The sequence below is a fragment of the Solirubrobacter ginsenosidimutans genome, from assembly GCF_027587205.1.
Genome location: NZ_JAPDOD010000006.1, coordinates 87,279 through 99,648, shown reverse-complemented (window position 1 = coordinate 99,648; position 12,370 = coordinate 87,279). Strand labels below are relative to the sequence as shown.

Genomic DNA, 12,370 nt, shown 5'->3' with positions numbered 1-12,370 from the left:
TGCCGCCCGTCTTGGACGGACGGCGCGAGCAGACCGCCGCCGATCAGCGCTTTGGACGCTTGTCTCTTGGTGTGTGAGCGGTCTGGACTCGGCCGTTTTGACGCTACGTGGGGTCGGTTGACCCTCGGTTGGCGGGCGTGTTGGTAGGGAGTTGGATCCGTCGAGTGACACGGCCGAGGACGGGGCCGCACTGGTCGCGTGGCCAGTTTCGCCGCGCGCCGTCCTCGGCGACATTGGATCTCCAGAACCAGCGGCGTGGGGCGGGTGGATATGCCTGGGCTGAGCTCTCAAGAGGTGCTCGCGTCCGTCCCGTTCGGAGTGCTCGCCTTCGATCACGATGGGCGACTGATCGGCAACAACCCGGAGGCGGAGCGGCTGCTGGGGCCACTGCGCCGGCCCGACGGCGAGCTGCCGCTGCGCTGCTGCGATCTGCTCGGTTGCCGGCGTCCCTCCAGCGTGCTGGCCAGGCGGTGCCTCCTCGACCTCGTCGCCGATGCGCAGGACCCGATTCCCGAGTTCCGCGTCGACCTTGCACGCGACGGCGATCCCAGTGCGCTCTGGATCACCGTCACGCAACTTCAGGACGCGGGCCTGCTCGTTACTGCCCGGCCCGGCGAGCGTGGCGACCGCCGCCGCCGCACGGAACCGCACTGGATCACCACGCCTCGGCTCACCGTCGGCGTCCTGGGAAGGACCAGGCTCGCGAGCGCGGAGACGTCGATCGCCGGCCAATGGCTGCAGCAGCGCGCAGGGCAGCTTTTCAAGTACCTGCTCGTCCACCGCGCTCGCCCCGTGCCGATCGACGAACTGGCCGAGGTGTTCTGGCCCGCTGGAGCGACTGCCGCGTTGCGCAACGTGCGCTACTTCGTGCACGTCGTCCGAAACTCGCTCGAGCCCGAGCGGCAGCGGCGCCGACCTTCCTCGTTCATCGTCGCCGAGAGCGGCGGATACCGACTCGACACGACGCGAATCGAGATCGACGCCGACCGCTTTGAGTCGCTGGTCGCCGCGGGTCGGTCCGCCGCTGCTCGAGGCGAAGCTGGTGCGTCGGCATCCCTTACGCGAGCCGCGGACCTCTACCGGGGCGAGCTTCTCGCCGACGAGCCCTACGCGGACTGGGTCCTCGCCGAACGCGAGCGGCTCCGCGGCCTTGCTGCCGAAGCGCTGCGCACGCTGGCCCGGCTCCATCTGGCCGATGGCCAGCTCGACAACGCCGCCGCCTACCTGATGCGCCTGGCCGAGATGGAACCGTTCGACGTGGATGTGCAACGCCTGTTGCTGTCGCTCGCCATCCGTCGCGGGCGCCACTCGGAGGCCAAGCGCCGGTACGCGACGCTGCGAGCCCGGATGCGGCGGCACTTCGGGCAGGACCTCGATTTCACGCTGGCCGACCTCGCGACACCGCGCCTCTGAACTCCGAGGTGCTCACACCTACCTCATTGTCAGCACACGACAGGTTCACCGAGTTCTTCACAATCCGGCCTAGCGGGTCTTGGAAGCTGACCGCGGTCTATCTCGCACTCGTATCGACGAAAGAGGGAAGGAACGTCGGTGAAGCTCTCCAATGGGACATTGAAGTCCCGCAACGCCACACGCCGTTCGGCGGGGGTCGCTGGCTTGGCGGCTCTGGTCGTCACGGCAGCGTTCGGCATCGGTTCGATCACCATCGCCGGTGCCCAGGCCCCGGCGACCAACAGCGCGATCGTGCTCGGCGTCGGCGCCAAGCCGTCGCAGCGGGTCGTGTCGTGGTACACGTCGGCCAACACGACGCAGTCGGTGCAGCTCGCGCCGACCTCGCAGCTGGTGGACGGCGCGTTCCCCGCGAACGCCCCGACCTTCGCGGCGACCGTCGCCGCCAACACCGTCAACGGTGGGTTCAACGCGCACGCCGTCCTCGACGGCCTGCAGGAGAACACGGCGTACTCGTACCGGGTCGGCGCCGAGGGCGGCTGGTCGGCGACGTACACGTTCAAGACGCAGAAGTTCAGCGGCAATGTCGACTTCCTGTTCTTCGGCGATCCGCAGATCGGCTCGTCCGGCAACGTGCCGAAGGACGGCGCCGGCTGGGAGGACACGCTGAAGGTCGCGACCGAGGCGAACCCGAACGCGGAGCTGCTCGTGTCGGGCGGCGACCAGGTCGAGACCGCCAACACCGAGGCGCAGTGGAACGCGTTCCTGGGCTCCGACAAGCTGCGCTCGTACCCGTGGGCGGCCACGATCGGCAACCATGACGTCGGCGGCAGGGCCTACGACCAGCACTTCTGGACGCCCAACACGGACCGCTCCGCGGACTTCTACAACGGCGACGCGAGCACCCGGTCCGGCGGCGACTACTGGTACACGTACAAGAACGTCCTGTTCATCCACCTGAACAGCAACGCGTACAGCGTTGCCAAGGACGTCGCGCACGTCAACTACATCACCAGCGTCGTCAACGCGCACGGCGCCGAGGCGAAGTACACGGTCCTCGTGTATCACCACGCGATCTACTCGCCGGCGTCGCACGCCAACGACAGCGACAACGTGCAGCGTCGTAAGGACTTCCCGACCGCCTTCTCTGACCTGGGCGTCGACCTGGTCCTGCAGGGCCACGATCACAGCTACTCGCGCTCCTACGCGCTCAAGAATGGCCAGAAGGGCAACGCGAGCGAGCAGCCTGGTGCCAACCAGGTGACGCAGGGTCCCGGCGGCGTCATCTACGTCACGGGCAACTCCGCGTCCGGCTCGAAGTACTACGACCTGAGCACCCCGCGCGCCGGCGAGTTCGGCCCGGACCCGCTGGACCCGACGGGCAAGCGCCACTACGCGAACTCGGTCGAGAACCAGGAGCACGTCCGGACCTACGTCAAGGTCCAGGCGCGCGACGACGCCCTCGTCGTCGAGAACATCCGCTCCGGCACGTGCGCGGCTCCGAACGCCGCCGTCGAAGTCGGCAACGTCTCGTGGTGCGGCCCGAACAATGGCGGCGCCGCGGCGCAGCCGGTCGGCTCCATCGTCGACAGGGTCGTCATCCACGCGGCCGAGACCCCGGCCGACGCTCCGGTCGGCGGCACCGTCCCGGCCACTCTCGCACTGACGCTCGGCGCGCAGGCCGCGTTCGGCGCGTTCACGCCGGGCATCGCGAAGGACTACACGGCGTCGACCACCGCCACGGTCGTCTCGACCGCCGGCGACGCAGCGCTCACCGCCACGGACCCGAGCACGACCGCTCCGGGCCGCCTGGTGAACGGCACGTTCGCCCTCACCTCCCCGCTGCAGGTCGCGGGCACGCCGCTGCCGTCGACGGTCAAGACGTACGCGGCTCCGGTGTCCAACGACAACGTCGCGATCGACTTCAAGCAGTCGATCGGCGCGAACGAGGCGCTCCGCACGGGCTCCTACGCGAAGACGCTGACGTTCACGCTGTCGACCACGAACCCGTGAGTTGAACCTCGGGCGGGTGAGCGCCGCGAGGCGCTCGCCCGCCCGAAGGTCACGCGAGCGTCTGGTCGGTGAGCGCGAGTCGCGAGCGGCCGCGGACGAAGCGCACCGTGCGAATCCCGAGGCGGCTCGGCAACTCGCCTGCCGGGAGGTCGAACGCGCCCGGCGCCACTTCGCCTGGGCGGTGTTGCGGGAAGGCCGTCGAGTTGGCGGTGTGCATCGTGATCCGGCCTTCGTGTTTGGCGAGCACCTGGTGGATGTGGCCGTTGAGCACTGTCACCGAGGAGAACCGTGTGAGCAGTTTGAGGACCTGGGCGCTGTCCTCCGTCGCCCAGCCCCATTTCGGGTACACGGCGAGCAGCGGGACGTGGCCGAAGATGACGAGCGGTGTGTCGGAGGAGTGGTGTGCGAGGTCGCGTTTGACGAACGCGATCTGCTCGGCTCCGAGGCGGCCGAGGCCATTCATGCCGCCGGCACCGGTCTCGGATTCGGAGGCTTGGACGTTGGCGAGGGCGAGGAAGTGCACGCCCTTGTAGTCGAAGCTGTAGTAGCCGGAGCCGTGCGAGCCCTTGCCGAAGAACTGCCGGTAGCGCTTGCCCTGGTCGACGAAGACGTCGTGCTCGCCCGGAACGTGAAAGACCCGATCGGTCTTGATCGTGCTCACGATCTGCTTGACGGTGTCGAATTCCTCCGGGGCGGAGAGGTGGACGTGGTCGCCGGTGTGCACGACGAAGGCGGGCCGTTGCGGGAGGGCGTTCAAGCGCGCCACGGCCTGCTCGAACGTGCCGGCCACGTCCTGGTTGGGCGCGTGATTGAAGCCGATGTGGCTGTCGCTGATCTGGGCGAACGTGAAGTCGGCGCGCGGGTTCGCGACGGCGCTCGAGGCGTTTCGCGAGGTGACCTGGCCGCCGCAGGCGCTGAGCACCACCGCCGTGCCCGCCCAGGCCATGCAGCCGAGGAACCCGCGGCGGTCGATCCCGTCGTCTTCGCTGTCGTGTTCCATGGCCATCACCGGACGACGATCTCGCCGTGCATGTACGGGTGGATCGTGCAGATGTAGGAGAAGGTCCCCGCGTGGCGCATCACGACGCTGTACGTGTCGCCGGTGTCGAGCGCCTCGGAGGAGAAGTGACCCTTCGCGCTCTTGATCGTGTGTGGGTCGCTGTCGCTGTTCTTCCACACGACGCGGCTCCCCTTCTTGACGACGACGCGCTTGGCGTGAAACGCGAACTGCTTGATGCTCACGTGCGTCGTCGGGGCTGCGTTCGGGGCTTCGGCTGCCGCGTGCGCGAACGCCGCCGGGCCGAGCAGGGCGGCGGCACACGTCGCGGTCGAGGCAAGCTTGGGGATGCGGGGCTTCATCACTCTCCTGTCGGGGCCTACTACAGAACCTCGTACTACAGACTGTAGTAGAGATTGCGGCAGAGTGTTTGTCCGCCGTCAGACCTCTACCGGGAAGATGCAGGTGCGGTGAACGAACGGGACCTGCAGGAGCTCGCACCTCAGGTGCTCGCCGCCGTCACCCGGCGCCACGGCCGCTTCGACCTCGCTGAGGACGCCACCCAGGAGGCGCTCATCGCGGCCACGCAGCAGTGGCCGGAGGAGGGCGTGCCGGACAATCCGCGCGGCTGGTTGATCGCCGTCGCCACCCGCCGGCTGATCGACGCCCTGCGGGCCGAGGCGGCGCGGACTCGTCGCGAGGAGGTGGCGTTCGCCCAGGAGGTGCCGAGCGTCAGCGTTCCCGACGAGGACGACACGCTGACGTTGCTGTTCCTCTGCTGCCATCCGGCGCTGTCGCCGCCGTCGCAGCTGGCGCTCACGCTGCGCGCCGTCGGTGGTCTGACGACCGCGCAGATCGCCAGCGCGTTCCTCGTGCCGGAGGCGACGATGGCGCAGCGCATCAGCCGTGCCAAGGCGACGATCGCCGGTGCCCGCTTCGAGCTTCCGCCCGGCGAAGAGCGCGCGGCGCGGGTCGGCGTCGTGCTGCACGTGCTCTACCTGATCTTCAACGAGGGCTACACCGCGACATCGGGCGAGCGCCTCCAGCGGCGCGAGCTCGCGCACGAGGCGATCCGCCTGACGCGGATGACGCGCGCGCTTCTACCCGAGGACGGCGAGGTCGCGGGGCTGCTGGCGCTGATGCTGCTGACCCAGGCGCGCAGCGGTGCGCGTGATCGTCCCGACGGCGCGCTCGTCCCGCTGGCCGAGCAGGACCGCGGCAAGTGGGACCGCGCGCTGCTGCAGGAGGGAAGCGCGTTGATCCAGCAGGCGTTGTCGCGCGCCCCGCTCGGTCCCTACCAGCTACAGGCGGCGATCGCGGCCGTCCACGGCGAAGCCGCGACGGCCGCCGACACCGACTGGCCGCAGATCCTCAAGCTCTACGACCTCCTGCAGGCGCTGTCGCCGAGTCCGGTCGTGACGCTCAACCGCGCCGTCGCGGTCGCGATGGTCGAGGGCCCGCGCGCGGGGCTGGCGAGCCTCGACGCGCTGGATGACGACCGGCGGCTCGCGCAGCATCATCGGCTCGCCTCCGTGCGCGCGCACCTGCATGAGATGGCCGGTGACACGCGGGCCGCGCTCGCTGGGTACGAAGAGGCCGCCCGCCGCACCACCAGCATCCCCGAACAGCGGTATCTGCAGGCCCGAGCAGAAAGATTGCGAGGCGATGTAGAGAACCCGCCGGCAGCTCCGACCGTAGGGTGACCAGCCCTAACCACGAGGAGTATTTCGATGCGCTACATCCTGCTGATCTACCAGAACACCGAAGCTTGGAACGGCTTTTCGCAGGCGGAAAAGGAAGTGTTGATGCACACCGCCGGCGACATCGTCGAGGAGCTGTCGGCGACTGGCGAGTGGGTCGGCGGCGAGGGTCTGGCCGACGCCTCGCAGGCGCGCTCGACGCACGTCCGCGACGGCGTCGTCACCGTCACCGACGGCCCGTTCCTGGAGGCCAAGGAGGCACTGGCCGGCTACTGCATCGTCGACGTCGCCACGCCGGAACGCGCCGAGGAGATCGCCGCGCGCTGGCCCGACGCCCTGCACTGGGGCATGGAGATCCGTGCGCTGATGCAGGGCGGCGGCGAGGAGGCCTAAGGAATGCTCACCCTGTACGAGCACCCCTTCGCGCTGTACTGCCAGAAGGTCCTGATCGCGCTCGACGAGCTGGGCGTCGAGTACGACATCCTCGAGGAGCAGCGTGACTTCGACCGTGCCGAACTGGCCGAGCTGTGGCCGCCGGCCTCGATCCCGGTGCTGCGCGACGGCGACCAGATCATCGGTGAGACCTCGATCATCATCGAGCACGTCGCGGGCTCCCGGCTCGTCCCGACGCTCGAGGCCCGCCTGTGGGATCGGCTCTGCGACCAGTACGTCTCCGACGCGGTCCAGGCGGTCGTCTTCGACACGATCGAGCAGCGCTTCGACGAGCGTGCCATCGCGAAGGCGCACGGCCAGATGGACATGGCGTACGGCATGCTCGAGGCGCAGCTGTCCCGCTACGAGTTCGTGGCCGGCGACGCGTTCACGATCGCCGACTGCGCCGCGGCGCCGGGACTCTTCTACGCCCTGGCGATCCACCCGTGGGATGAGGCCACGCACCCGCACCTCACGCGGTATTACCGCGCGTTGGCGCAACGCCCGTCCTTCGCCAAGGTGATCGCGAACGCGCGGCCGCTCCGGCACCTGTTCCCGCTGCCTTGGCCGGACGACTTCGACCGCTACCACTGACGCGCGCGTCAGGCCTTGAAACTCGCTTCGTGGAGATCGAGGATGATCGACGAGAAGCCGGTGCCGGAGCTGACCGCGATCGTCGTGTCCTCGGTCTTGTCGACCAGATATGGCTCGATCCTGCGCTCGAGGTCGACGTAGAACGGCCGTGAGAGCATCTCCGCCATCAGCGGGATCGTCATGAACGGCTCGAGCATCGGCTGCTTCGCGAGTGGAGCGACGTAGTTCTTCCAGGCAGCGTCGACGTACTTCTGGGTCTTGACGATCTCGGCCAGGACCTTGTCCCAGTTGTCCGCGCCGGGCTTGACCGTGCGCTTGGCGCCCTGGAAGGCCGGGTGGTTGAGCGCGATGCCGTACGCGCCCTCGACCGGGACGGAGACCCGCTCGAGCAGCGCCGCGAGCTCGGCCACGCCGGACCAGTACCGCTGCTCCTTCTCGGTCGGCATCGGGGCCGTGCCGGTCGAGCAGGACAGCGATTTGATCTTCCCCGCGTAGTCCTCCGGCAGCGCGAGGCCGAGCGCCGCCGCCACCTCCTCCGCGTCCTTGACACCGACGAACCCCGGCGCGCCGTGCCCGACGAGGTAGATGTTCTCGTCGCGCTTGAGCCCTTTGTAGGCAGACACGAGGGCGAGTTCGCGCACCTGCTGCGTGACGCCGCCGTCTCGCAGCGCGATCTCGATGTCCTTGGCGATGATCCAGCCGTTGTCCTTGCGCAGCTCGGTGTCGAGCATGTCGTGGCCGACGTTGACGATCAGCCGCTGGAGGCTGCCGCGGGAGCTGCGCAAGCGCGGCCGCTGAGGCTTCGGCTCAGGCTTCGGAGCGCGCGCGACGCCCGCGGTGCGCGGCCGGAGCGCCTCGCAGACCGCGCGGTTGCCGGCACTGCGCTGCAGCGCCAGCACCGCGGCCGCGCCGACCGGGCGCCCGCGCTCGACCACCGGCGCTGGTTGGTCTCGGCGGCGTCTCTTGGGATTCTCGCGCGACCGATCGTGCACTTGTCCGGGATGCTCCGGGGCCGCCGGCGACGCCGTCAACCGGTCGCCGTCACCAGGAAGCGGTGCGAAGCTCAGGGCCGTGTCGCGTGCGCGGTGGCGCGCCGCGCGTCGATGTCTCTGTGCGGACTTCAGCTCGACCTCAGCCGCAGAACTCCTCGATCACCTCGTCGAGCATCGCCAGCGACGGACGCCACTCGACCCGGGCTCGTGAGGCGCGAAGCGCGTCCGGGTCGAGCAGCCCGATCTCCCGCGCGCGACCGAACGCCGCCCTGAGCTCGTCGGCGGTCATGACCTCGGCGAGGTCGATCAGCGTGCGGGAGGGAGACGTGACCGGGATGCCTTCGTACACCATGAGATCGTCCGGGTGCAGTGGCGGCCCGCGGTGGACCACGACGCCGGGGATCGATGCGACGGAGCGCGGATCGTCCGCTGACCCGGGAACGGTCACGTGAATCGGCTCATGGTCTTCGCACTGGTAGGGCAGTTCGAGGATCGCGGCCCGCTCCATGTCGTCGATCGGCGCCATGTCGGAGCGCGTGAGGTCGATGTGGATCGTGAATCCGTGATCCCAGCTGACCTCGAGCAGGTCCGTCTCCGTGTCGTGAAACGAGGAGGTGAAGCGGGGCAGCCCGGCCTTCTCGAGCAGCGCGGCGAAACGCCGTTCGACCTGGTCTGGATCTATCGGTGTGGGTCGGTCGTCCATGCCCCTACATAGGTGCCGCGGCGCGAGACTCGCCCCCGTGTCGTCAGCCGACGAGAAGCACCGGAACGCGGGCGTGTGCCGCGACGGCGCGTGCAAAACGCGCGTCAGTGGTCAGCACCGACGCCGGCTCTGGCGCGAGTGCTTCTGCTCGCCTCGGCGTGCTGGGCGTCGGCTTCGCCGACGAACGGCCGCTCTCGACCGCCGATCGCGAGTACCTCACCGCGCTCGGCGGCATCTCGGCCCTGACGCTGGCCCGCGCTCCGCTCTGACGTTCAGTAGGCCACGCGCGCGCCGTCGCAGAGGAAGCGCATGAACTCGCCCGCCTCGCCGCACAGCTCGAGGAACTGGTCGAGGAACCCATCCGCGGTCACGTCGGCCTCGGTCAACTCGGCGGCGGCGATGAAGTCCTTGCGCTTGAGCTCCTCGATCAGCGGGTGCTCGCGGTCGAAGCCCGCCGGCGGGCGCTTGAGGGTCTCGCCGCCGAGGCGGAAGCGGTCGCTGAACGGCGGCGCTTCGACGATCCCCTGCCACCGGGCTGGGCGAGCCGCGATCGCGGTGCGGATCGCGTGCAACGTGTCGCGGTCCGGGCGCCAGGTGCCGCAGGCCATGAAGACGCGTCCGGGTTCGAGGTTGAGGTAGAAGCCGGGGGCGTGGACGTCGCGCGAGCGGGCGTGGCGGAACTGGATGCCGACCTGCGTCTTGTAGGGCGATTTGTCCTTGGAGAAGCGGACGTCGCGGTGGATGCGGAACATCGATCCGCCGTTGGTGCGGGCGTCGGCGACGAAGTGGCGGCTGATCTCCGGGAGCCGCAGGCCGATGTCCTCGATGAAGGCCAGCGCGGGTTCCTGCACTTCGGCGACGTAGCGCGGCTTGTTGGCCGCGAACCACTCACGGTCGTTGTTGTCGGCCAGGTCGCGCAGGAACGTGAACAGTTCAGGGGAGAAGGAGGGCGCTTCGACGGTCACGCCAGACATCTTCGCCGACGACTACATCTGCGGCATCGCCATGTGCTCGGGAATCGTGAGCCCGGGGATGGAATCGGGCGCCGCGAGCACGAGTATGCCGAGCACGAGGAGGATCGCCATGGTGCCGAAGGTCGCGGCGCGACGCCACGGGAGGGTCTTCTCGACGGCGATCAGCGCGGCGACGCACGCCATCCACGTGATGCTCATCACGCCGAGTGCGAACAACGATGCCATCAGCGCCCAGCAGCACCCGACGCACCACGCGCCGTGCTCGGCGCCCATCCGCAGCGACCCCGCGCGGCCGTCGCGCCACGCGCCGAGCAAGAACCCCAGCGGGCTGCGGCACTTGCCGAGGCAGACGTCCTTGAACGGCGTCAACTCGTAGACGGCAGCGGCCACGAGCGTGCCGCCGGCGAGCCACCGCCCGGCCTCGTCCCACGCGAGCGCATCGCCGGCGATCCGTCCGCACGCACGCGCGAGCACGAACGCAAACGCTCCCGCGGCACCCCACAACAGCAGGTAGCCCGCCGTGAACAGCAGCGGCGCCACAGGCGAGCGCTCCTTGGTCATGCGCGAATACAGCGCGACCGTCGGAGCGAGGGCGGGGAACATCATCGCGGCCATCATCACGATCCAGGTGCCGACGAACCAGCCCGCGGTTCCGAGCGCCGTCCACGGGCCGTCGTCCATGCCCTGCATGCGATCGATCGTCGACCACCAGCCGATGGCCGCGAGCCCGACGAGCACGGCGACGATTCCGAGACGTGCACGCGCGGCTGTGAACGCAGGCGCCAGTCCGGCGTCGGCGGAGACCGAATCTCGCGCCGGGGCGATCACGTACTTCAGGCCGCCCAGGCGAACTCGCTCTTCGAGAGCCCGGTCTTGCCCTCGTACTGGATCCCGAAGCCGTTGATCTGCGAACGGGTCGCCTCCGCCATCGTGAGATCGGACCCCGCAGGGTGGAACATGCCGTCGAACCGAACCGGCTCACCCGTCGTGACCCCGAACGGAACGATGTCCTCGACCTCGAAGTCGACCGCGTCCCCGATTCGCACGCTGTGACGGAGCCCGTCGTGGAGCACTTCGATCGGCGCCCGCTCGACGCCCAGCACCTCTCCTACTAGCGGCGCGAGCCCGGCCATCGGGCCTCCGAGCTGACCGGTGAAGACCTGGACGAGCTTGTCGGACTGCTCGTCGCTGGCGCGCTCGTCGACGAAGACGCCGAGCTTCCAGTTCCCGTCGGTCATGACCTTCGGCGTGTCGATGATCGCGACGATGTTGAGGCCGCCGATCGCGGTGCCCTCGATCTCTCCCTCACGGATCTCGAACGCGAGCGTCGCACGGCAGAAGTCGTACGTCGCGCCGTGATCGAACGACAGGTTGCACGGACACATCAGCTCGCACGAGCAGGTCTCGACGTAGTTGCCGCGCAGGCTCCAGGCCACGGTGCACCACCTCCAAGTCGAAGGAACCGATTCTCCGACTATTGGGGCGCGGCGTCAACCGCGGGAGGAACGCTTGATGAGAGCGATCGGAGGCTCCTAAGCGGAGCGCCTCGCCCGCATTTGTGAACGAGCTCGATCCCGCTTGCCGCGCGCGACCTCGGTCGCGAGCGCGTCGAGCGGTTGCGCGAACGGCGCCACGGGGTCGACCAGATGCGTGAGCCACGCGCGGGCGGCTTCGATCCCCGCCTCGTCGACGGCGTAGAACCTGCGGGTGCCCTCGGCGCGCACGGTCACCAGGCCGGCGTCGCGCAGCACCTTCAGGTGTTGCGAGACCGCGGGCTGGGAGATTGACGGCAGCGCCGCCACGAGCGCTCCCGCCGGCTGCTCGCGCCCGGCGAGTAGGCCCAGGATCTGCCGGCGGGTGGGCTCGCCGAGCGCGTCGAAGACATCGCCCATCTAGCTCGAGTGACCGTCCACGGGAGCGGTGTACGCGGCGATCGTGCGCTCAGCCGCCTCGCGGGCGGCGTCCGCTTCGTCGCCGTCGGCGATCGCGGCCTCTCGCCACCCCGCGCCCGACCGGCGGATGAACTCGGTGCCCTCAACCGAGGTGCGGAAGGCATCCGCCTCCGCGGGGGCATTGGGCACGGCGTCGCCCGCGACGTACATGCCCACGCCCAGGAGGCAGAGATCCCAGCCGACGCCCACCGCGCCGGGACCGTACTGCCCCCACATCTCCGGATCGACCGGCGCCTCGTGGACCAGTTCCAGGACGGTTCCATCGTCGACCGCCGACAAGGTGACCTCGAGCCACGAGACCATCGGGCCCATCTCCCAGGTCACGGCGAACTCCGAAGGCGCCTCGCAGCGCTCGACCACGCCACCCGCGTTGCCTTCCAGCTGGTAATGCCCGCCGAGGACGAGCTCCCCGCTGACCGGCACGAACCACCGCGGGATCCGCTCGGCGTTCGTCACGGCGTCCCAGAGATCGGCCTGATCGGTGGGGTAGAGCCGGCGCGCGACGGCGATCCTCGTCGTCGCTCCGGCGCGGGAACCGGTCCGGACCTCGCGTGTGACGAGGCCGGCGAGAGCTGCGGGGTCGGCGATCATCTTCCCTCCCAA

The 12,370-nt window shown here is 69.3% G+C and carries 15 protein-coding genes; 6 read left to right on the top strand and 9 right to left on the bottom strand.

All coding sequences use genetic code 11. The features are described 5' to 3' along the window. Positions 1-270: 270 nt before the first annotated feature. Positions 271-1,413, top strand: a complete 1,143-nt coding sequence (locus OM076_RS10075) for a BTAD domain-containing putative transcriptional regulator (RefSeq protein ID WP_270039560.1) — start codon at positions 271-273, stop codon at positions 1,411-1,413. A 204-nt stretch (positions 1,414-1,617) separates the two neighbouring features. After that, complete coding sequence (locus tag OM076_RS10070; protein WP_270039559.1) at positions 1,618-3,423, top strand: purple acid phosphatase family protein; 1,806 nt, start codon at positions 1,618-1,620, stop codon at positions 3,421-3,423. 49 nt (positions 3,424-3,472) lie between these two features. Here OM076_RS10070 and OM076_RS10065 read toward each other — a convergent pair whose 3' ends face one another. Further along, the gene (locus tag OM076_RS10065) at positions 3,473-4,423 is read right to left on the bottom strand and encodes a metallophosphoesterase family protein (RefSeq protein WP_270039558.1); all 951 of its coding nucleotides are present in this window, start codon (positions 4,421-4,423) and stop codon (positions 3,473-3,475) included. A gap of 5 nt (positions 4,424-4,428) precedes the next feature. Next, the gene (locus tag OM076_RS10060; RefSeq protein ID WP_270039556.1) at positions 4,429-4,782 is read right to left on the bottom strand and encodes a cupredoxin domain-containing protein; all 354 of its coding nucleotides are present in this window, start codon (positions 4,780-4,782) and stop codon (positions 4,429-4,431) included. A 108-nt stretch (positions 4,783-4,890) separates the two neighbouring features. Between OM076_RS10060 and OM076_RS10055 the strand changes: the two genes are divergently transcribed. The 3 genes from OM076_RS10055 to OM076_RS10045 are packed head-to-tail and all read left to right on the top strand — an operon-like array spanning position 4,891 to position 7,146. Continuing rightward, the gene (locus OM076_RS10055; protein ID WP_270039555.1) at positions 4,891-6,123 is read left to right on the top strand and encodes an RNA polymerase sigma factor; all 1,233 of its coding nucleotides are present in this window, start codon (positions 4,891-4,893) and stop codon (positions 6,121-6,123) included. Between the two features lie 27 nt (positions 6,124-6,150). Further along, complete coding sequence (locus OM076_RS10050; RefSeq protein WP_270039554.1) at positions 6,151-6,513, top strand: YciI family protein; 363 nt, start codon at positions 6,151-6,153, stop codon at positions 6,511-6,513. Between the two features lie 3 nt (positions 6,514-6,516). Next, on the top strand, positions 6,517-7,146 hold the full coding sequence (locus tag OM076_RS10045) for a glutathione S-transferase family protein (protein ID WP_270039552.1): 630 nt from the start codon (positions 6,517-6,519) through the stop codon (positions 7,144-7,146). A gap of 8 nt (positions 7,147-7,154) precedes the next feature. Here OM076_RS10045 and OM076_RS10040 read toward each other — a convergent pair whose 3' ends face one another. Beyond that, entirely contained in the window at positions 7,155-8,081 is a 927-nt protein-coding gene (locus OM076_RS10040) for a hypothetical protein (protein ID WP_270039550.1), read from the bottom strand. A 196-nt stretch (positions 8,082-8,277) separates the two neighbouring features. Next, positions 8,278-8,841 (bottom strand): hypothetical protein, encoded by a 564-nt coding sequence (locus OM076_RS10035; RefSeq protein ID WP_270039549.1) that lies wholly within the window; start codon positions 8,839-8,841, stop codon positions 8,278-8,280. A gap of 107 nt (positions 8,842-8,948) precedes the next feature. Here OM076_RS10035 and OM076_RS10030 point away from each other — a divergent pair, with 107 nt between their 5' ends. After that, the gene (locus OM076_RS10030) at positions 8,949-9,110 is read left to right on the top strand and encodes a hypothetical protein (protein ID WP_270039548.1); all 162 of its coding nucleotides are present in this window, start codon (positions 8,949-8,951) and stop codon (positions 9,108-9,110) included. Between the two features lie 3 nt (positions 9,111-9,113). Here the strand turns inward: OM076_RS10030 and OM076_RS10025 are convergent, their stop codons facing one another. The 5 genes from OM076_RS10025 to OM076_RS10005 all read right to left on the bottom strand — a co-directional run bounded on the left by OM076_RS10025 (position 9,114) and on the right by OM076_RS10005 (position 12,358). Further along, positions 9,114-9,806, bottom strand: coding sequence for a DUF2461 domain-containing protein (locus tag OM076_RS10025; protein WP_270039547.1), 693 nt, complete (start codon positions 9,804-9,806; stop codon positions 9,114-9,116). A gap of 21 nt (positions 9,807-9,827) precedes the next feature. After that, positions 9,828-10,553: a DUF2182 domain-containing protein gene (locus OM076_RS10020; protein ID WP_270039546.1), complete on the bottom strand. Its 726-nt coding sequence runs from the start codon at positions 10,551-10,553 to the stop codon at positions 9,828-9,830. A gap of 95 nt (positions 10,554-10,648) precedes the next feature. Further along, positions 10,649-11,251: a DUF1326 domain-containing protein gene (locus OM076_RS10015; protein WP_270039545.1), complete on the bottom strand. Its 603-nt coding sequence runs from the start codon at positions 11,249-11,251 to the stop codon at positions 10,649-10,651. Between the two features lie 96 nt (positions 11,252-11,347). Further along, positions 11,348-11,707 carry an ArsR/SmtB family transcription factor gene (locus OM076_RS10010; protein WP_270039544.1) on the bottom strand — a complete coding sequence of 120 codons (360 nt, stop codon included), beginning with the start codon at positions 11,705-11,707 and terminating at the stop codon, positions 11,348-11,350. After that, complete coding sequence (locus OM076_RS10005; protein WP_270039543.1) at positions 11,708-12,358, bottom strand: SRPBCC family protein; 651 nt, start codon at positions 12,356-12,358, stop codon at positions 11,708-11,710. Between the last annotated feature and the right edge of the window lie 12 nt (positions 12,359-12,370).